At 64.3% G+C, this 21,383-nt stretch carries 13 protein-coding genes; 7 read left to right on the top strand and 6 right to left on the bottom strand.

What is annotated here, in order from left to right; translation table 11 throughout:
- The first annotated feature begins 16 nt into the window (after positions 1–16).
- Complete coding sequence (locus ACRHIG_RS10725) at positions 17–2,479, top strand: tetratricopeptide repeat protein (protein ID WP_489630156.1); 2,463 nt, start codon at positions 17–19, stop codon at positions 2,477–2,479.
- On the opposite strand, the gene ACRHIG_RS10720 is transcribed toward ACRHIG_RS10725, so the two are convergent.
- From ACRHIG_RS10720 to ACRHIG_RS10705, 4 genes are read right to left on the bottom strand one after another with little or no spacing between them, the layout of a single operon-like run.
- A complete protein-coding gene (locus tag ACRHIG_RS10720; protein ID WP_070221060.1) occupies positions 2,476–3,123 on the bottom strand; it encodes an FABP family protein in 648 nt (215 codons plus the stop codon). The two genes, ACRHIG_RS10725 and ACRHIG_RS10720, sit on opposite strands and share 4 nt — an antisense overlap.
- A gap of 59 nt (positions 3,124–3,182) precedes the next feature.
- Positions 3,183–3,707 carry a hypothetical protein gene (locus ACRHIG_RS10715; protein WP_489630155.1) on the bottom strand — a complete coding sequence of 175 codons (525 nt, stop codon included), beginning with the start codon at positions 3,705–3,707 and terminating at the stop codon, positions 3,183–3,185.
- Between the two features lie 2 nt (positions 3,708–3,709).
- Complete coding sequence (gene map, locus ACRHIG_RS10710; protein ID WP_100874007.1) at positions 3,710–4,513, bottom strand: type I methionyl aminopeptidase; 804 nt, start codon at positions 4,511–4,513, stop codon at positions 3,710–3,712.
- Positions 4,514–4,530: 17 nt separating this feature from the next.
- Positions 4,531–5,130, bottom strand: a complete 600-nt coding sequence (locus tag ACRHIG_RS10705) for a TetR/AcrR family transcriptional regulator (RefSeq protein WP_489630154.1) — start codon at positions 5,128–5,130, stop codon at positions 4,531–4,533.
- 79 nt (positions 5,131–5,209) lie between these two features.
- Between ACRHIG_RS10705 and ACRHIG_RS10700 the strand changes: the two genes are divergently transcribed.
- Positions 5,210–6,757, top strand: coding sequence for an AMP nucleosidase (locus ACRHIG_RS10700; RefSeq protein ID WP_489630153.1), 1,548 nt, complete (start codon positions 5,210–5,212; stop codon positions 6,755–6,757).
- Between the two features lie 430 nt (positions 6,758–7,187).
- A complete protein-coding gene (locus tag ACRHIG_RS10695; RefSeq protein WP_489630152.1) occupies positions 7,188–9,710 on the top strand; it encodes a TonB-dependent receptor in 2,523 nt (840 codons plus the stop codon).
- A 134-nt stretch (positions 9,711–9,844) separates the two neighbouring features.
- On the opposite strand, the gene ACRHIG_RS10690 is transcribed toward ACRHIG_RS10695, so the two are convergent.
- Complete coding sequence (locus ACRHIG_RS10690) at positions 9,845–10,315, bottom strand: cyanophycin metabolism-associated DUF1854 family protein (RefSeq protein ID WP_475415614.1); 471 nt, start codon at positions 10,313–10,315, stop codon at positions 9,845–9,847.
- A gap of 2 nt (positions 10,316–10,317) precedes the next feature.
- Positions 10,318–12,600 (bottom strand): cyanophycin metabolism-associated ABC transporter, encoded by a 2,283-nt coding sequence (locus tag ACRHIG_RS10685; protein WP_489630151.1) that lies wholly within the window; start codon positions 12,598–12,600, stop codon positions 10,318–10,320.
- Positions 12,601–13,067: 467 nt separating this feature from the next.
- Here ACRHIG_RS10685 and ACRHIG_RS10680 point away from each other — a divergent pair, with 467 nt between their 5' ends.
- The 4 genes from ACRHIG_RS10680 to ACRHIG_RS10665 all read left to right on the top strand — a co-directional run bounded on the left by ACRHIG_RS10680 (position 13,068) and on the right by ACRHIG_RS10665 (position 21,196).
- Complete coding sequence (locus ACRHIG_RS10680; RefSeq protein ID WP_475415616.1) at positions 13,068–15,245, top strand: cyanophycin synthetase; 2,178 nt, start codon at positions 13,068–13,070, stop codon at positions 15,243–15,245.
- 57 nt (positions 15,246–15,302) lie between these two features.
- Complete coding sequence (gene cphA / locus ACRHIG_RS10675; protein WP_489630150.1) at positions 15,303–17,873, top strand: cyanophycin synthetase; 2,571 nt, start codon at positions 15,303–15,305, stop codon at positions 17,871–17,873.
- A 177-nt stretch (positions 17,874–18,050) separates the two neighbouring features.
- Positions 18,051–20,510 carry a diguanylate cyclase domain-containing protein gene (locus tag ACRHIG_RS10670; protein WP_489630149.1) on the top strand — a complete coding sequence of 820 codons (2,460 nt, stop codon included), beginning with the start codon at positions 18,051–18,053 and terminating at the stop codon, positions 20,508–20,510.
- Positions 20,465–21,196, top strand: a complete 732-nt coding sequence (locus ACRHIG_RS10665) for a putative bifunctional diguanylate cyclase/phosphodiesterase (RefSeq protein WP_489630148.1) — start codon at positions 20,465–20,467, stop codon at positions 21,194–21,196. The genes ACRHIG_RS10670 and ACRHIG_RS10665 overlap by 46 nt, the downstream gene beginning before the upstream one ends.
- The last annotated feature ends 187 nt before the right edge of the window (positions 21,197–21,383 follow it).

Raw genomic sequence — 21,383 nt, 5'->3', positions numbered from 1 at the left:
GAGCAAAAGGACGCGCATGAATTCCAGCACTGAAACGGCGCATGACACCCCAGGCAGCGAGGATACGCCGCAGGTGACAGAGACGGCCGTGACGGCGCCAGCGCCCATCAAGCCCGGCAAGGAAGACCTACCCACCGTATTGGGCAAGCTGCGCACCCTGGTGCAGGACAAGACGCGCTTCGAACCGCACGACATCACGCCGCTGGGCGAGGAAGACGTGCTGCAGGATTTTTCCCTGCAGGCCAATTACGCGCTGGAGGCGCGCTTCGAGCAGCGCGTCATCAATGGCTATTTCACGCCCTCGGGCAATGACTGCCGCTGTGGCTCCCACGAGGTGGGAGCACTCGCTCACGCGCAGGAAAAGGAGCGGCTGCGCCGCGCGGCGGGCAAGCTCGACGCTGCCCTGCGCCAAGCGGGCCAGGCCTACAACGCCATCGAAGCGGGCGTGTATCTGCCGCACGCCGTCAAGTACTGGCACCTCGATACCTGCAGCCCCTGTTCCGGCAAAGGCCGCATCGGCTGCCACACCTGCCACGGCGCGACGACGGAAACGTGCTGGAATTGCCACGGCGGACGCACCGTCAGCTGCGACGGTTACGGCTGCTACGGCAGCGGCAAGGTGTCGTGCTCGTATTGCAGCGGCAGCGGCACGGTGGCCGAACAAGTCACCGACTACATCACGGTGCAAGTGCCCACTACCACCTACAGCAACGGCAGCTCGCATACGAGCTACCACAGCGAAACGCGGCCCCAGTACCGCACCGAATACCGCTCTTGCTACCATTGCAGCTACGGCAAGGTCAGCTGCAATACCTGCCACGGTTCCGGCAACATCAATTGCGGCACCTGCCGCGCCAGCGGCAAGGTCACGTGCCGCACCTGCAGCGGCGCGGGCGACTTGCGCTGCAACCCGTGCGACGGGTCCGGCAAGGTGGGCAAGGCGGCCTGGGTCGACGTGCACGTGACGCCCGGCTACAGCGTCAGCCTGCCCAAACAGGCGCCCGACGACGCGCGCCGCATCCGCGACAAGGAGAGCGTGCACTCACTGGCGGCCATTGGCAGCAGCCTGGCCCTGGCGAAAGTGAGCATTTACAATGAAGACCAGCCGCAGGAAGTCGACGCCCTGTATGCGGCCAAGCTGCGCATCGTGCGCCTGGATGCCTCGTGCAACGCAGAAAAACACCACCTGGTGGCGTACGGCACGGACTTGCGCTGGCTGACCCTGGACGACATCGTGGAAAAACTGCTGCGCGGGGACCTCAAAGCGCTCAGCGACGCGCTGGCAGGCAGCGCCGACGACGGCCTGTTCTCGGCCCACGTGCAAGGTTTGCTCACGCCGCTGCGCGACGTGGCCGCGTCGGAGCTGAATGCGGACGTGATCGAGTCTGTCCTCAGCGGCGACGCGGACCACGCCCACGTCGATGTCGTCTCCGCCGACTATGCCAACAATGTGCGTACCTGCGTGCTGGGCGCCCTGCGCCAGGTCTACACGCGGCTGGCCAAGCAATTCTGGTGGAAAAGCGCGCTGGCCGCCCTGGCCGCCGCCATCGCCGCCTGGTTCTTCGCCGGGCGCGGCACGGCCGCCGTCGCCGGCCTGCTCGTCACGGGCGCTGGCTACTGGCTGTTCAACCGCAAGGTCAAAGCCGTGCTGAGCGAGGCGCTGGGCGGCGAGCAGCAGGCCGAGCGCGCCATGGGCATCGCCGGCAAGGGACGCCGCAACCAGCTGGCGCAAGTGCTGATCCTCGCCCCCGCCAGCCTGGCCGTGCTGGCCGCCAGCTACGGCTTGCCCGTGCGCGTGCGTCCCGCTGCGCCGCCGCAGGAGGCGGCCATGGCCTCGGCACCCGTCGCGCCCCATGCGCCGGCCGCCGTGCCGCAGGACGCAAGTGCCGCCAAGGCCGTCAAGCTGTACGAAAATGGCGACAAGGCGCAGGCGCTGGCCATGCTGGAAAGCCTGGTCGGCAAGGGCGATGCGGGCGCGTATGGGCTGTATGGCTGGATGCTGCTGATGGGCGAAGGAAAACCCGGCCCCGTCACGGCGCCGACGGCGCAGCAGCGCGCAGCGCGCCAGGTGGCCGCCAAGCCCCTGATCGGCAAGGGCCTGGTGAAGAACGACAGTTATGCGCTGACGGCGAAGGGCGTGATGCTGGCCGAAGGCTGGCAGGAGCCGCGCAACATGGCGCGCGGCCTCGACCTGCTGAAACAGGCGGCGAACAAGGGCAATGCGCAAGCCATGCACTTGCTGGGCCTGTACCACGTGCGCGGCTACCAGATTCCCGTCAACCACAAGGAAGCGCGCAAATGGTTCACCCTGGCCGCCGACAAGGGCAGCGCGGGCGACATCTACAACCTGGGCCTGATGGACTGGGAAGGCGCGGGCTTGAAACGCCCCGACCGCGCCAGCGCCATGCAGCGCTGGAAGATCGCCGCCGCCATGGGAGAAGAGCGCGCGATCAAGGCCGTCGCCCAGAGACAGCCTTAAGCGGCCGCCGCCAGCGCCTGCAAGGCCATCGGATTCGGCGTCGGCTCGCCGATTTTCGTCAGCAGGTTGCGGTCCGTGTGGTGGAACGGTTCATCCTTGCCGCGGATCAGCATGACCGTGTCTTCATCGTAGCCCCAGGTGCCGTCGGCGTGGATATCGACCTTGATGCGGTATTCGACGGTGGTGAACGCGTGTTCGAGGAAGGGGTTCGAACAGATGCCGTAGGCCGTCGAGTCGCGCTTGGCCACCAGTTCGAAACTGGTGGCATCCGCCGTCGTCGTGCCGGACGCCATGGCGATCTGGCCGCGCGGGATGGCCAGGGTCTGGATCACGGCGCCCGTGGCCGGCTCCCACAGCCAGTAGCCCACCTGCTCATGATAGGTTTTCACTTGATCCGGCTTGGTGATGTGGATGTAGTAGCGCAAGCCGTAGAACAGTTGCGGACCGTTGGTGACGGGGTCGATCGGCTGCAGTTCGATGCGCTCGACGAAGGCCTGCTTGCGCGGACCGTCGGCTTTCGGCTTGACGTCCAGGCCGCGCGTGCCCGTCCAGATGCCGGCCATGCCGGTCAACGGGCCCAGGTTGTTCAGGGTATGCACGTCGGCGGACGGCTCGGTGTAGATATCTTCGGGAAAATCGCTCATGCGGAAGTCTTCAAAATGGGGCAACAGTGCTTGCCGCCATTGTAAGACGCAGGCCGCTATCAGGGAAAGAGCGCGATGTGGCGTTCGATGAACAACAAGGCCGCTGCCGCCAGCGAAGGGCGCTGCGCCTCGAACACCGTTTCGTCGCGCGCCTGCAGCAGATTGGCGGCCGCCTCGGGCAGCAGCAATTCATCGGCAATGAACGCCGCCACCGTATCGATATTGACGTACAGGGCGCTGTCGAAGCCTTCCCAGTCCACATAGGCCAGCCACTCGGCCAGCAGCACCACGCCGGCGACGGGCGGCGCCAGGGCCGCGATGCGCGCGGCGCGCAGTACGCTGTCCGTGCCGATCTGCTCCTGCTGCTGCACGGCCAGCGCCACGTGCTGCAGCGCGTCTTCCGGATCGTGCCGGTATTTGTTCAGCAGGCGCTGCGTCAGCGTGTAGCGCTCGGCGTCGATGCCGCGCAGGGCGGCCGCCACGTCGCCGTCATGCAGCGCCAGGTGGCGCGCCGCGCAGGCAGCATCCACGCCGGCTTTCGCGGCGACGATATCGGTGAGCTGCTGCCGGCGCGCGTCATCCATGCTTACACCAGCGGCTCGGTCGAACCGGTCAGGGTGAAGATTTCAAAGCCCGTTTCCGTCACGGCCAGCGAGTGCTCGAACTGCGCCGACAGCGAACGGTCCTTCGTCACCGTCGTCCATTTGTCGGGCAAGACCTTGACCTGGTAGCTGCCCACGTTGAGCATCGGCTCGATCGTAAAGATCATGCCCGGTTCGAGCACGATGCCCGTGCCTGCGCGGCCATAGTGCAGCACTTGCGGCGTGTCGTGGAAGACCTGGCCCACGCCATGGCCGCAGAAGTCGCGCACGGAGGAAAAGCCCTGCGCCTTGGCCACCGCCTCGATGGCGGCGCCCACGTCGCCCAGGGTCGCGCCCGGGCGCACGGTGTGGATGCCGGCCATCATGGCGTCATACGCCGTGTTGACGAGGCGGTTGGCCAGGATGGACACGGCGCCCACCTTGAAGGTGCGGCTGGTGTCGCCGAACCAGCCCTGGAACTTCGGCGTCACGTCGATGTTCAGGATGTCGCCCACTTTGAGGATCTTCGTTTCGGACGGGATGCCGTGCGTGACCACATGATTGACGGAGATGCAGCTGGCGTGCTTGTAGCCGTGGTAGTCGATGGTGCCGGGGATGGCGCCGGCGGCGCGCATGAATTCCTCGCACAGGGCGTCGAGCTTGGCCGTCGACACGCCAGGTTTGACGAAGGGTGCGATGTAGTCGAGCGTGTCGGCGGCGATGCGGCCGGCCGCGCGCATGCCGATGAAACCTTCTTCGTCGTGCAGGGGGATTTTCTTGCCGTGTTCAAGCTGGGTGGAATAGCGCATGGGGATTCTTTTCTTTGTCAGTGTGTGATGGTTTGGGTCGCCCAGCCGCGCACGGCGTCGTGCGAGGCGCGCAGCATGGCGTCGACGCTGGCCGGTATCGGCCGCTCCTGGGTCAGGTAAGGCTTGACGACGGCCACGGGCGCGTCGATCAGCACGAATTTGAGCAGCATGTGATCGAGATCAAGCTCCTTGGTGGCGGGCATGGCTTCGGCGCAGCGGGCAAAGCAGGCGTCGAGCGCCGCCTGTTCCTCTTCCACGGCGGCCAGCAATTGCTCGCCAAGGCCACTGCAGAAATCGGGGCTGTCCGCGCATTGCAGCAGGAAGCGCGCATACACGGGCTTGCGCCGGCACCAGTCCAGCAGGCCGTGCACGCCAGCCCAGGTGTCGCCGCCGAGCCAGCGGCTGGCGACCTCCTCGCGGAAGTCGCTCTTCACGCGCAGCCAGGCGCGCGCCAGAATCGCGTTGCGCGAATCGAAGCGGTGATACACGGAGCCGATGGGCGCGCCGGCCTTGACGGCGATGGCGGCCATCGACACGGCGCCCACGCCGCACTGGGCGGCGACGGCGATCGCGCTGTCGATGAAGTTGTTTTCGTTGAATTTGGCGAGTCTGACCATTCAAATAGAATACAGATTCTATTTGAATCCGTCAAGCGCCCCCGACATGCGCCAACATGAGTTGCCTTGCTGCCTTACAATGGTATGCACGAACCGCCACAAGGAGAATCCGCTTGCTTACGCCCCCTTCATCGCCTCCTCCCGCTTCGACGATCCGCGCCTGGCGTTGGAACAGGTGCAAGCCATTTACCGCAGCAGCATCGAACACCTGCGCGACGCGCTGCAGCGCTTTGTCGCCGGCGAAGACATGCACGAGCGGGTGCGCGCCTGCTACCCCTTCGTGCGCATCCAGACCGACACCGTGGCGCGCGCCGATTCGCCGCTGGCCTACGGCTTCGTCGCCGGCCCCGGCGTGTTTGAAACCACGCTGACGCGCCCCGACCTGTTCGGCGATTACTACCTGGACCAGTTCACGCTGCTGCTGAAAAACCATAACAGCGGCCAGAAGGTCCACCTGGAAGTGGGCGTGAGCGCCCAGCCCATCCCCGTGCATTTCTCGTTCGCCGAGCATGACCATATCGAAGGCAATATGGATGCGGGCCGCCGCCTGGCCATGCGCGACCTGTTCGACCTGCCCGACCTGTCGGCCATGGACGACGGCATCGCCAACGGCACGCACGAACCGGCGCACGGCGAAGCGCAGCCGCTGGCCCTGTTCACGGGACCGCGCGTCGACTACTCGCTGCAGCGCCTGCGCCATTACAGCGGCACGTCGCCGCAGCACTTCCAGAACTTCGTCCTGTTTACCAATTACCAGTTCTACATCGACGAATTCATCCGCCTGGGCCACGCCATGATGGACCGCGCGCCCGACGCCGCCGCGCCATCGGACGACGACGGCTACGTCGCCTTTGTCGAACCGGGCAACGTGGTCACGCGCCGGGTCGGCCAGACGGTGGAAAGCGAAGATGCGCTGGGCGCCGCGCCGCCGCGTTTGCCGCAGATGCCCGCCTACCACCTGCTGCGCGCGGACGGCAGCGGCATCACCATGGTCAATATCGGCGTGGGACCGGCCAATGCCAAGACCATCACCGACCATATCGCCGTGCTGCGCCCGCATGCCTGGCTGATGCTCGGTCATTGCGCCGGCTTGCGCACCACGCAAAGCCTGGGCGACTACGTGCTGGCGCATGCGTATGTGCGCGAAGACCACGTGCTCGACGAGGATTTGCCGCTGTGGGTGCCGATCCCGCCGCTGGCGGAAATCCAGCAGGCGCTGCAAACGGCCGTGGCGGAAATCACCCAGCTCACGGGACACGACCTGAAACACATCATGCGCACGGGGACCGTGGCCAGCACGGACAACCGCAACTGGGAACTGCTGCCGCAGCGTACGCCGGAGCGCCGCTTCAGCCAGAGCCGCGCCATCGCGCTGGACATGGAGAGCGCGACGATCGCCGCCAACGGCTTCCGTTTCCGCGTCCCGTACGGCACCCTGCTGTGCGTGAGCGACAAGCCGCTGCACGGCGAAATCAAGCTGCCCGGCATGGCGAACCACTTCTACCGCGAACGGGTCGACCAGCATCTGCGCATCGGCATCCGCGCCGTGGAACTGCTGCGCCGCCAGGGCGTGGACCGGCTGCACAGCCGCAAATTGCGCAGCTTTGCGGAAGTGGCGTTTCAGTAAACTGCGCCGCCCCCTAAGCCAGCCGCCCCCCGGGCGGCTTTTTTGGCCCGCCGCCCCGTCCCTGCCCTGCCGCGCCCCTGCTTAAACCGGCGCAAATGTCGTCACAAAAAAACAACAGCTGTCTAGACAGGCAAGCGGCGAATACCAAACTTTCAACGATCATTTTCCCAGATGGCAAATTTAATTTATTTAACAATTGAAATTTAATGCTTTACTGCCAACCATAAATAAAATTCATCCACGATCATTCTGACTTTCGCTGTGCACACGCACAAATACTCGGCAGTTCTTGACAGTCAAGTTCAAAAAATGGTCTGATGAATTGCAAATTTAAAATATTAAATTTGAAAACATGGTCATTTTGAAAATAATTTCAAATAGCTAAATAAAACCCTAAGGAAACTAAAGTTTCCTAGTTGGAGGATAGACAATGATCGAAAAGAAATTAAGCAAATCCTTGCGCATGATGTTTGCGGGCACCTTGATGATGGGCGCCGGCTTCATGCACCAGGCCGCCCAAGCGCAGGATGCCAAGGCTGACGAGAAATTGCAGCGCGTGGTCGTCACCGGTTCCGCCATCAAGCGCGTGGATGCCGAAACGGCCGCGCCGGTGGAAATTTACAGCAAGAAAGATATCGAACGCACGGGTGCCACCAGCGTTGCCGAATTGATCAAGAATCTGGCCTCCATCGACATCAATGACCAGGGTGAACTGAGCGCCAGCTCGCCTTCCGGCTCCGGCACCACCAACATCAAGATGCGCGGCTTGAGCGAACGCAACGTGCTGATCCTCTTGAACGGCCGCCGCCTGCCGACCAATGCGCTGGCTGACGGTTCGGGCGCGGGCGCCGCGGTCGACGTCAACGCCATCCCGCTGAGCGCGCTGGAACGCATCGAAATCCTGAAGGATGGCGGTTCGGCCATTTATGGCGCCGATGCGGTTGCCGGCGTGATGAACTTCATCACCAAAAAGAACTACCAGGGCCTGGAAGCGAAAGCCAGCTATGGCCAAAGCTCGCGCTCGGATGCCAAGGAAAAGACCGCCAACCTCGTGTACGGTTTTGGCGACTATGACACCCAGGGCTTCAACGTGCTGGCCACGGTCGACGTATTCAAGCGCGATCCGATCTACCGCAAGGACCGCGAGCTGACCCGTTCGGCCGACTTCCGCCGCTTTGGCGGTCCGGATGGCCGCAGCGGCTTCCATCCTAGCGGCAATATCGCCGGCGGCGGCACTCTGGTGCCATGCCCACCGGACGATTTGAGCGACGGCTCCTGCCGTTTCGACGTCAACAAGACCTTGCTGACCTCCACCAACGGCGCCGACCGCGCCAGTGGCATGTTGATCGGCAGCCTGAAGATCAGCGACAGCATCCGCGCATTCGCGGAATTTACCTATTCCGAAAGCAAGGACGACTTTTCGTCCCAGCCTGCGCCAGGCAACTTCAAGGTCGGCAACCAGACCGTCGCCGGCCGCTTCATGCAAATGGGTCCGCGCCAGACCAACCGCAAGGGCACGATGACCCAGTTCTCGACGGGGCTGGAAGGCACGACGCGCGGCATCGACTGGGACGTCGCCATCGGCAAGGGCGTGAGCAAGGCCACCAACCGCGATTCGAACTACGCACACTACGACCTGTTCAACGAAGCGATCGCCAATGGTTCGATCAACCCGACCCGCACCGACAACCCGCAGGCCGCCGTCGACAAGATTCGCCTCACGCCTACGCGCGCCGGCAAGTCGGAACTGACCTTCTTCAACGCCAAGGCATCGGCGCCGATCATGGACCTGGCAGGCGGTGCGATGGCCTACGCCGTCGGCGTGTCGTACAACAAGGAAACGCTGAGCGACCAACCCGACCAGAACCAGATCGATGGCCTGGTCTTCGGCAGCATCCAGCAAGCCTCCGTGAAGGCGGACCGCAATTCCAAGGGCATCTTCGGCGAACTGTCGATTCCCTTCCTGAAAAACGTCGAAGCGCAGGTCGCCCTGCGCTATGACGACATCTCGAATGTCGGCAGCAAGACCAGCCCGAAACTGGCCTTGCGCTATCAGCCGCTGAACAACCTGATGTTCCGCGGTTCGTATGCGGGCAGCTACCTGGCGCCATCGCTGAAACAGATGTATGGCGGCGTCGATGCGGGTGCCTATACGACGAACGACAAGGAAATCTGCAATGCCTTCCCTTCGATTTCCGGCAATTGCACCAACTTCTCCTACTACCAGGTCTCCGGCTCCAACAAGGACTTGAAACCTGAAACGGGCAAGACCTACAACCTGGGCATGGTGTTCTCGCCAGTGAACTCGCTGACGGTCAGCATCGATTACTTCAAGATCGACAAGAAGAACGAGATCGGCACCCTGACGGAAACCAAGGCGATCGAGCGCGGCAATGTGGAAATCAAGAATGGCGATGCGCGCATCCTGCTGAACAACCAGAACCTGGCCACCACCGAAGTGCGCGGTTTCGATACGGACCTGCGCTACACCTCGCCGCAAACGATGTTCGGCAAGTTCACGCTGCGTAATGCATCCACCGTCTACACCCGCATGGAAACGCAGGATACGGAAACCGATCCGGTGCAAAGCACGCTGAAGACGTTCATGAATCCGAAGTACCGCAACACGTTCACGGCCAGCCTGGAAAAGGATAATATGTCCGGCTCCCTGGTCATCCGCACGACGGGCGACATGATCGACTCGGACTTGCGCCGCGACGAAATCAAGCCGGGTACCCGCACGATTCCTTCGCATACGGAAGTGGATCTGACGGGCCAGTACGTGGCGATGCAAAACCTGACCTTCACGGCCGGCATCAAGAACCTGTTCGACAAGATGCCACCGTTTAGCGCGATGGGCGCGGGCAACCAGTACGGCACCCTGGGCTTTGCCCAGCTGTACAACGTGCGCGGCCGCTACTTCTACATCGGCGCAGGCTATAAGTTCATGTAATGCAGCGCAATCGCCGGCGGCCTGAAAAGGGTTGCCGGCGTTACCCTCGAAAGCCGCACGCCTGTGCGGCTTTTTTCATGCCCGGCAGACGAAAAAAACCGCTGCTGGCAGCGGTTTTCAGCTAAGTCCGACGCTTACAGGAATCGATCCAAAATCTTGCGCGTCGTCTTGTCGATATTAAACATATCGCGGATCAAGAAATGGATGCCGTGGTTGTCGGCGATCAGCAGCGACGCGGCGCCGATGCGGCGGATGTCTTCCTCGCCTTTCAGCACGAACTGCGTCTCGCCCCGGTCCGTGTCGACGTACCAGGTGCAGGGCGTGGCGAAGCTGGAGACGCTTTTCACGCGCGCGATCTCGGGCATGAATTCGCGCCCTTCCAGCTCTTCCTGCAGCAGGCTGCGCGCCGGTTCCGGCAAGGCGTCGAGGCGGTCGATCCACGCCACCTCCTTGCCGTTGCCCAGCACCAGAGAAATACCCTCGTCCGGCGACTGGATGGGGAAGGCGCGCACGGGTGCCACGCCTTCAAAGACCTGGCCGTCCGCGTCCGTCATCACCAGCTTGCCGAAGGGGTCGCGGCTTAATGTAAAAGTTGTACTGGCCATGCTTATTCCTTGTCATCCAGGGCGAGTTCGTTGTTGCGCGCCTGTGCTTCGTAGAGGCGGAAATAGGCGCCCTCCTTCGCCATCAGTTCATCGTGACTGCCCACTTCGACGACCTGGCCCCGGTCCAGCACCACCAGGCGGTCGGCCCGGTGCAGGGTCGACAGCCTGTGCGCGATGGCGATCGTCGTGCGCCCCTGCACCAGGTTGTCGAGCGCCTTCTGGATCTCTTTTTCCGTTTCCGAGTCCACCGACGATGTCGCTTCATCCATGATCAGGATGCGCGGATCGATCAGCAGGGCGCGGGCGATCGAGATGCGCTGGCGTTCGCCGCCGGACAGCCCCTGACCGCGCTCGCCCACCATCGAATCGTAGCCTTGCGGCAGGCGCAGGATGAATTCGTGCGCATGCGCGGCGCGCGCGGCGGCGATGATTTCCTGGCGCGTCGCGTGCGGCTTGCCGTAGGCGATATTTTCCGCAATGGTGCCGAAGAACAGGAACGGCTCCTGCAGCACCAGACCGATATTGCGGCGGTAGTCGGACACGGCGAACGAGCGGATGTCGACGCCGTCGAGCAGGATCGCCCCTTCCGACACGTCATAGAAACGGCAGATCAGGTTGACCAGGGTGCTCTTGCCCGAACCGCTGTGGCCCACCAGGCCGATCATCTCGCCCGCCTTGATGTTCAGGGTGATGCCGCGGTTGACGGCCCGGTTGCCATAACGGAAACCGACTTCGCGCAAATCGATCCTGCCTTCGACCTTCTCCAGCCTCACAGGCTGCGCCGGTTCCGGCACGCTCGACACGTGGTCGAGGATATCGAAGATGCGCTTGGCGGCGGAAGCCGATTTCTGCGTCACGGAAACGATGCGGCTCATCGAATCGAGACGGCCATAGAAACGCGTGCTGTAGGCGATGAAGGCGGTCAGCACGCCGACGGTGATTTCGCCGCGCGACAATTGCCAGATGCCGAAGCACCAGATGACCAGCAAGCCCATCTCCGTCAGGAAGGAAACGGTCGGCGAGAACAGCGACCAGACCTTGTTCAACTTGTCGTTGACGGCCAGGTTGTGCGCATTGGCGTCGCGGAAGCGGGCCGCTTCGCGCTTTTCCTGCGCAAACGCTTTGACTACGCGAATGCCGGGGATGGTATCGGCCAGCACGTTGGTCACTTCGCTCCACACGCGGTCGATCTTTTCAAAACCCGTGCGCAGGCGGTCGCGCACCAGGTGGATCATCCAGGCGATGAACGGCAGCGGCGCCAGGGTCATGATGGCCAGCCACGGGTTCATCGACCACAGGATCACGCCCGTCATGATGATCATCAGCACGTCGGAAGCGAAATCGAGCAGGTGCAGCGAGAGGAAGACGCAGATGCGGTCGCTGCCGCTGCCGATGCGCGCCATCAGGTCGCCCGTGCGCTTGCCGCCAAAGAATTCCAGCGACAGCTTCATCAGGTGTTCATACGTGGCCGAGCGCAAGTCGGCGCCCATGCGTTCGGACACCAGGGCCAGCACATAGGTCTTGCCCCAGCCCAGCAGCCAGGCCAGCAGGGCCGAACCGAGCAAGCCGCTCATGTAGTACACCACCAGCCAAGGATCGATGTGCTTGCCGTTCTGATACGGGATCAGCACATTGTCCATCAGCGGCGCCGTCAGGTAGGGCGGAATCATGTGCGCTGCCGTGGAGAGCAGCATCAGCATGAAGCCCAGCGCCAGCTGGCCACGGTAGGGGTGGGCGAAGCGCCACAGGCGGAACAGGGTCCAGGTCGATGGCGGCGTATGCAGCACCTTGGCGCAGATCGGGCATTCTTCCTGTTCCGGCTCCAAGGGCGCCTTGCAGCTCGGACACACTTCCTGCTCCGCTTCCAGCACGGGCTGGCCCGTCAGGTGGCTGTCGAGGCGCTCGACGAACTGTTCCAGCACGCGGATCGCATGCAGGTTCTGTCCCAGGGTGAAGCGCCACGAAGCCAGGCGGCCGTGGTCGTCGAACAATTCCAGGTGGCCGACACCGGCGTGGTCATGGTGCGTCAGGCGCAGTCCGTGGCGGAAAGACCAACTTTTCCAAGTGGTATCGCCCGGTGAACGGGCCAGTAAACGCTTCTCGGTGACAACAATTATGCCTTTTGTGAAACGTAATCGCGCATCGAGGTCAACCTCAACGCTACTTAAAACGTTCTCCCCTGGAGAAAGGTTGCTCTCCACTTCCGCCAGCCAGGCTTCTGCGACAGGCGCCGGCAGCGATGTGAGGGGAATAGTTGTTGCAGGAACACTCAGTTCAGTTGTCATCGTAAAGCATACTCCGGCTCGAGGCCAAGCCCTTCAGGGCGGGATTTGGGGGATGGGGCAGACGCCCGATCAATGTTTGTGTACTGCGCGATGGCGAGGTAGATGCACCAGTGGCAATTTCCTGTATTGTATCGAATGGATGCCTGCCGGTAAGGAATGATGGCAAAACGGAGCAAAAAAATGCGCAGCCATGGTACCGAGGCAAGTATACAACAGCCCGCTGTTGCGCAAATGCTCCAGCTTGGCCCGGAGTCGGTAACTTTATAACAAGTATGGCAACAATTAGTAACAATTAGAATGACAACACCAGCAGAATACGAGAAGCAAACGCGACAAGAGGCCGCTAAAAGTGGCACACTGCGCATACCCGGGATAAAGAACCAAGCACGAGCCTGAAAAGACTCTGTAAAGCCAACATAAAGTATCTGGCGCCCAGACGCCTGGCTTGTTATCAAGAAACCACTTACATGATTAAGAAGAAGAACATCGAATTTGCCCGCGTCACCCACTTGCGCGGCCCCAACATCTGGACTTACCGCCCGGTGATTGAAGCCTGGGTCGACATCGGCGAACTGGAAGACTATCCATCGAATACCCTGCCCGGCCTGTACGAGCGCCTGGTGGCGTGGCTGCCAGGCATGATCGAACACCGCTGCGGCGTGGGCGAACGGGGCGGCTTTTTCGAGCGCCTGCGCGAAGGCACGTGGTCGGCCCACATCCTCGAGCACGTGGTGCTGGAACTGCAAAACCTGGCCGGCATGCGCACGGGCTTCGGCCAGACGCGCTCGACGAGCCAGCGCGGCGTCTACAAGATGGCCTTCCGCACGCGCGAAGAGCACGTGGGCCGCGCCGCCCTGGCCGCCGCGCGCGAACTGCTGATGGCCGCCATCAACGATGAAGCCTACGATCTGGAAGCGGCCCTGGCGCCCCTGCGCGACATGGTCGACTCGCGCTGCCTGGGCCCGAGCACGGCCAGCATCGTCGACGCCGCCACCGAGCGCCGCATCCCGTCGCTGCGCCTGAACGACGGCAACCTGGTGCAACTGGGCCACGGCGCCGCGCAGCGCCGCATCTGGACGGCCGAAACGGACCGCACCAGCGCGATTGCCGAAGGCATCGCCAGCGACAAGGATCTGACCAAATTCCTGCTCAAATCGTGCGGCGTGCGCGTGCCTGAAGGCAGCCTGGTGCGCAGCGCGGAAGCGGCCTGGGAAGAGGCGCAGGACATCGGCGTGCCCGTCGTCGTCAAGCCATATGACGGCAACCACGGCCGCGGCGTATCGCTGAACCTGATGACCGAAAGCGACGTGAAGGCCGCCTACGAACTGGCTGCGCGCAAGGGCGACAGCTCGGCCGTGCTGGTGGAAAGCTTCATCACGGGCGATGAGCACCGCCTGCTCGTCGTCGGCAACAAACTGATCGCGGCCGCCAAGGGTGAATCCCTGTGGGTCGACGGCGACGGCACTTCCAGCGTGCTGGAACTGGTGAACACGCAGATCAATACCGATCCGCGCCGCGGCGAAGGCGAGGATTTCCCGCTGGGCACCGTCAAGCCGCATGAATCGGGCGAAATCGTGCTGGAACTGCAGCGCCAGGGCATGACCGCCCTGTCCGTGCCGCAGGCGGGCCAGAAAGTGCTGATTCAGCCGAACGGCAACGTGGCCATCGACGTCACGGACGATGTGCACCCGTCCGTCGTGCATGCGGCCCTGCTGGCCGCGCGCGTGGTGGGCCTCGACATCGCCGGCATCGACCTGGTCACCACCGACATCACGCGTCCGCTGGAAGAGCAGCGCGGCGCCATCATCGAAGTCAATGCCAGCCCAGGCTTGCTGGCGCACATCAAGCCGGGCGTGGGCCAGCCCCGCCCTGTCGGTGCGGCCATCGTCGACCACCTGTTCGCGCCAGAGGAAACGGGCCGCATTCCGCTGATCGGCGTGACGGGCACGCGCGGTGCCAGCCTGATCGTGCGCATGCTGTGCAAACTGCTCAATCTGTCGGGCCTGCACACGGGCGCCGTCTGCAGCGAAGGCATGTATCTGGACCAGCGCCGCGTCGTCAGCAGCGATTGCGTGAACTGGGACGCGGGCCAGCGCCTGCTGCTCAACCGCACCGTGCAGACGGCCCTGTTCGAGAGCAATCCCCGCATGATCCTGGCCGAAGGCCTGGCCTACGACAAGTGCCAGGTCGGCATCGTCACGGACATGGGCAGCCTCGATAGCGTCAAGGATTTCGACGTGCTGGACGAAGCGGGCCTGTACAAGGCCGTGCGCAGCCAGGTTGACGTGGTCGTGCCAACGGGCGTGGCCGTGCTCAATGCCGCCAACGCGCACGTGCTGGAACTGGCCGAGCTGTGCGACGGCACGGTGACCCTGTATGCCCAGGATGGCAGCCTGCCCGCCATCGCGGCGCAACTGGCCGCCGGCCAGCGCGCCGTATTCGTGCGCGGCAACCATATCGTGCTGGCCGAAGGCGGCATCGAAACGGTCTTGCTGTGCCTGGACCTGCTGAAACCGGCCACGGCCGGCAATGTCGACAGCGTGCTGGCCGTCGCGGCCGCCGCCTGGGCCATGAACCTGCCCGTCGATTTGATTTGCGCCGGCCTGCGCACCTTCGACGCGGCCCCCGGCTGCATCGGGAATTAAGACTCAAGTCCGGCTGCGGCCGGGCCCACAAGAACACAACAGGATTACGGTTTAATTATGGAAGTATCTCGCGTACGGGCCTTGCGGGGCCCTAACCTCTGGAGCCACGACACCGCCGTGGAAGCCATTGTTTCCTGCACCACGCAGGAACTCGACATCGCCCAGCTGCCCGGCTTCGAAGCCCGCCTGCGCGCGCGCTTTCCGCAACTGAGCCCGCTGCAACCGCTGGGCAATTACAACGCCGCGCCGATGGCGCAGGTGCTGGAACTGGCGGCGCTGGGACTGCAGGCGCAAGCCGGCTGCCCCGTCACCTTCAGCCGCACCACGCCGACCCTGGAAACGGGCATCTTCCAGGTCGTCGTCGAATATTCGGAAGAAGCCGTCGGCCGCCTGGCCCTGGAACTGGCGCAGCAGCTGTGCCGCGCCGCGCTCGACGATGCGCCGTTCGACCTGGCCGGCGCCCTGCACCAGCTGCAGGAACTCGATGAAGACGTGCGCCTGGGCCCTTCGACGGGCGCCATCGTCAACGCCGCCGTGGCGCGCAACATCCCGTTCCGCCGCCTGACCGAAGGCAGCCTGGTGACGTTCGGCTGGGGCAGCAAGCAGCGCAAGATCCAGGCCGCCGAAATGGACGGCACCAGCGCCATCGCCGAAGCCATCGCGCAGGACAAGGAACTGACGAAGAAGCTGCTCGACTCGGCCGGCGTGCCCGTGCCGCAAGGCCGCGTCGCCATCGACGTGGACGACGCCTGGGCCGCCGCCTGCGAAATCGGCCTGCCCGTCGTCGTGAAACCGAAGGATGGCAACCAGGGCAAGGGCGTCACCGTCAATGTCACCACGCGCGAACAGCTGACGGCCGGCTTCCTCGCGGCGCAGGAATTCCGCGACGACATCCTCGTCGAACGCTATCTACCGGGCCACGATTTCCGCTTGCTCGTCATCGGCAACAAGATGGTGGCAGCGGCCCGCCGCGACCCGCCGCAAGTGGTGGGCGACGGCCAGCACACGGTGCGCGAACTGGTCGACCAGGTCAACCTGGACCCGCGCCGCGGCAGCGGCCACGCCACCTCGCTGACGAAAATCCGCTTCGACGACATCGCCCTGGCCAGCCTGGCCAAGCAGGGCTACGTGGCCGAATCCGTGCCGCCCGTGGGCCAGCGCGTGATCTTGCGCAATAACGCCAACCTGTCGACGGGCGGCTCGGCCACCGACGTCACCGTCGACGTGCATCCGGAAGTGGCGGCGCGCGCCGTCGCCGCCGCGCACATGGTGGGCCTGGACATCTGCGGCGTGGACGTGGTTTCCGACAGCATCCTGAAACCGCTGGAAGAGCAGAACGCCGGCATCGTCGAAGTCAACGCCGCACCGGGTTTGCGCATGCACCTGGCGCCGTCGTTCGGCAAGCCGCGTCCCGTCGGCGAAGCCATCATCGCCGCCATGTTCGCCGAAGGCGACGATGGCCGCATTCCCGTCGTCGCCGTCACGGGCACCAACGGCAAGACCACCACCGTGCGCCTGATCGCCCACCTGCTGACGGCATCCGGCCTGCGCACGGGCATGACGAACACGGATGGCGTGTACATCGAAGGACGCCAGATCGACAGCGGCGACTGCAGCGGTCCGCGCAGCGCGCGCAACGTGCTGCTGCACCCGGACGTGGACGCGGCCGTGTTCGAGACGGCGCGCGGCGGCATGCTGCGCGAAGGCCTGGCTTTTGATCGCTGCCAGGTCGCCGTGGTGACGAATATCGGCGCGGGCGACCACCTGGGCCTGAACTACATCACCACCGTGGAAGACCTGGCGGTATTGAAGCGCGTGATCGTGCAGAACGTGGCCGACAGCGGCGTGGCCGTGCTGAACGCCACCGACCCGGCCGTGGCGCGCATGGCCAAGAATTGCAGCGGCACGGTGACCTTCTTCGCCGCCGACAAGACGCATCCGGTGATGGCCACGCACCGCGCGCAGGGCAACCGCGTGGTCTACGTGGAAGACGGCAAGCTGGTCGCCGCGCAAGGCAAGGAACGCCACGAAATCGCCCTGTCGCAGGTACCGATCACGCGCAACGGCACCATCGGCTTCCAGGTCGACAACGTCATGGCCTCGCTGGCCGCCGCCTGGGCCGTGGGCCTGGACTGGAAAACCATCGCGCTGGGCCTGAAAACCTTTGCCAATGAAGCCGACAATGCGCCGGGCCGCTTCAACGTCTTCGACTATCGTGGAGCCACCCTGATCGCCGACTACGGCCACAATCCGGATGCCATCCTGGCGCTGGTGCAGGCCGTCGAAAGCATGCCGGCCAAGCGTCGCTCGGTGGTCATCAGCGGCGCCGGCGACCGCCGCGACGAAGACATCCGCCAGCAGACGGAAATCCTCGGCGCCGCCTTCGACGACGTGCTGCTGTACCAGGACCAATGCCAGCGCGGCCGCGCCGACGGCGAAGTGGTGGCATTGCTGCGCCAGGGCCTGGACGGCGCCAAGCGCACCAGCCATATCGATGAAATCAACGGCGAATTCGTCGCCATCGACAAGGCCCTGGCGCGCCTCGGTGAAGGCGACCTGTGCCTGATCCTGATCGACCAGGTGGAAGAAGCGCTGGCGCACATCGCCAAGCGCGTCGCCGAAGCCTAAGCCTAAGCGCAGCCTGACGGCATACGAGGGCGGCCTGCGGGCCGCCCTTTTTATTGGCGCGCGCCGCCTCCCTGCGCGCACCGGCATGGTGCAAAAGCCCCCTTGCAAGCTTGTAAATTCAGGCATGGAAATTGCACATAAGAAAACATAAATGGGCTGACAAAAGGTGGGGAACGCATGCTGGGCAAAATCTCGCGCATGATCGGAAAATTGACGGTGGGGCGCAAACTGGCGCTGATCTATTTGCTCGACCTGTCCGCCGTCATCTTCATTTCCGGCATCCTCATCAACGAAAAATACCTCGCCATCGATTTCTCGCGCAAGGAGATGGCAGGCAATGACTACATCGCCGCCATCCGCGATGCCCTGCTGCCGCCGGGCGCGCAAGCCGCGGCCGTGGAACAGGCCGAACGCCGCTTCGGCGCAGGCATGCACAGCGCCGAACTGAATGCGCAATTTGCCGCCCTGCTGCGCCAGGCCGGCCATACTTCCGCCGCGCCGGACGCCGGCATCGCGCCCTCGCCCGCCTTTGTGGCCGGGCGCGCGCTGCTCACGCGCGTGGGCAACCAGTCGAACCTGATCCTCGACCCGGACCTGGACAGCTACTACACGATGTCGCTGGTGATCCTGCGCTTTCCCGAACTGTTGGAATTGATCAACAGCACGCGCGCCCTGGCCCTGCAACTGGCGACGGCCGAAGGCGCGCAGCGCCAGCGCCTGCAGACCCAGTTCCTGATCCTCGAAGGGCGCATGGATGCCACCATGGGCGGCATCGGCAGCGACTACACGGAGGCGTTCGCGGCCAGCACGCCGCTGCTGCGCCAGCATCTCGACGGTTCTCGCGCGGGCCTGCAGCACGCCGTGGCGCAGTTGCGCGCCAGTAGCCAGGCGCTGGCAGGCGTGCAAGCCAGCCCCGCCGGCGCGCGGGAACTGCTGCGCCGCGACACGGTGGTCCTCGCCGCGCTGCGCCTGGCATGGCGCGATGCCGGCAACGAATTGCAGCGCCTGATCCAGCTGCGCGTGGATGGCTTTTTCACGCGCATGTGGCTGCACCTGGGCACGGCCGTGCTGCTGCTGGCGATGATACTGGGCCTGGTGTTTTTCGTCGCGCGCCAGATCGCCCTGCCCATCCGGCGCCTGGCGCGCGTGGCGCAGGAAGTGCGCGAAACGGGCGACCATAGCCTGCGCGCCGTCTGGGACAGCGAGGATGAAACGGGGCGCCTGGTGCGCGCCTTCAACACCATGCTGCAGCAGCTCGACTTCCAGCGCATGGCGCAGCAGGACCTGGTGGCGCGCGCCAGCGCGGCCGATGCGCAGCGCCAGCTGGTCGACGCCATTCCCATCCCGCTGATGGTCACCTCGATCCCCCATCACCAGGTGCTGCACGCGAACCAGGCCGCGCACGCGTGGCAGGGAGGCCTGGAACTCGATCCGTGGGTGGGCGGCATGCACCCGCAAGCCCGTTCGCGCTTCTTCCAGCGCTTGAGCGACCTGGGCGCCGTCGACGAATTCGAGGTGTGCTGGAGCGGCGGCGGCACGCCCACCTGGGCCCTGATTTCCGCGCGCCTGATCGACTACCAGGGCCAGCGCGCCGTGCTGTCGACCTTCACGCCGATCAACAAGATGAAGCTGATGGAGTCGCGCCTGGAACTGTGGGCCAAGGTCTTCGAGGCCTCGGCCGAAAGCCTGATCGTGATGGACGCCGGCATGCGCATCATCACCGTCAACCAGGCCTTCCGCCGCCATTCGCTGTACGACATGGTGGAGCTGATCGGCAAGCGCCCCGCCTTCCTGCTCGCGCCCGACAACCCTCCCGGGCAGCTCGACAGCCTGCGCCGGACCCTGGCGCGGCGCGGCTACTGGCAGGGCGAAATCTCGGTGCAGCGCAAGTCGATGGAAAGCTATCCGGCCTGGCTGGTGATGAACGCCGTGCGCGGCCTCGATGGCGTCACCACGCATTTCATCGCCAGTTCGCTCGACATCAGCGAACGCAAGGCCAGCGAGCGGCAGATCGAGCACATGGCCCACCACGACGCGCTCACGGGACTGGCCAACCGCCACGTGTCGAAACTGCGCCTGGCGGCCGCCATCGCGCAGGCGCGCCGCAGCGGCGAAAAGGTGGGGGTGCTGTTCATCGACCTGGACCGCTTCAAGCACGTCAACGACGCGCTGGGCCACCACGTGGGCGACGCCCTGCTGCAATCGGTCTCTAAGCGCCTGCTGCAGCTGGTGCGCGAAGGTGATACCGTCAGCCGCCTGGGCGGCGATGAATTCGTCGTCATCCTCAACGGCGCCGGCGACGCAGATGCCATCGGCGCCCTGCTCGACACGCGATTGATACCGGCCATGCGCGAGCCGCACCAGGTGGCAGGCAACGAGCTGTATGTCTCGTGCAGCGTGGGCGTGGCCATCTATCCGGACCACGGCGACGACATGGATACCCTGATGCGCCACGCCGATGCGGCCATGTACCAGGCCAAGAGCGGCGGACGCGATCATGCGCGCATGTTCACGCCGCAGATGCAGGAGCAGCAGTTGCAGCAGCTGCACCGGAAAGCGATCTGCGGCACGCCATCGAGCGGCAGGAACTGGTGCTGTACTACCAGCCGCGCATCGATGCCAGGAGCAGCCGCCTGAATGGCGTGGAAAGCCTGATCCGCTGGCAGCATCCGCAGCATGGCCTGATCGCGCCCGACAGCTTCATTCCCGCCGCCGAGGAATCGGGCCTGATCGTTCCCATCGGCGCGTGGGTCATCCGCGAAGCGTGCCGCCAGCAGGTGGCCTGGCGCGAAGCGGGCGCGGGCGACATCGCCGTGTCGATCAACCTGTCGGCCATCCAGCTGAAAAGCGGCGGCCTGGTGGCCACCTTGCGCGAGGTGCTGCGCGAGTTTCCCGTCACGCCCGGACGGATCGAATTCGAACTGACCGAATCGATCCTGATGGACAACGTGGACGACACCATCGCCACCCTGCACGCCATCAAGGCGCTGGGATTTGCGCTGTCGATCGACGACTTCGGCACCGGCTATTCGAGCCTGAACTACCTGTGCCGCTTCCCGCTCGACAAGCTGAAGATCGACATGAGCTTCGTGCAGGACATCCACGGTTCGCCGCAAAACCTGGCCGTGACGAAAACCATCATCGGCCTTGGCCATACCCTGGGCTTGACGGTCACCGCCGAGGGCGTGGAAAGCGCGGCCGATGCCGACGTGCTGCGCCACGCCGGCTGCGATGAATTGCAGGGCTTTTACTTCGCCCGCCCCATGCCGCAGGCGCACTTCATGGCCTGGCTGGCGCAAAGCGCCGCGCCCTGCGCCGCCTGACGCCTGCTGTGGAGCGCCCGCAACGCGCATGCGCCAGCTTCGACAACGCGCGGTGCGCCGCCAGGGCGCATGAATGCAGCAGGGATACCGGAATTGATATGGACATCGCAAAAGAAGTCATTTGTGGGGCAAAGTCATTCCCACCTACCATGTTTCTTGAGCATGTTCCAGCTCTGGCGGCGACTGC

Source organism: Janthinobacterium sp. C22 (assembly GCF_057919405.1).
This window is presented reverse-complemented; position numbering and strand designations above follow the sequence as displayed.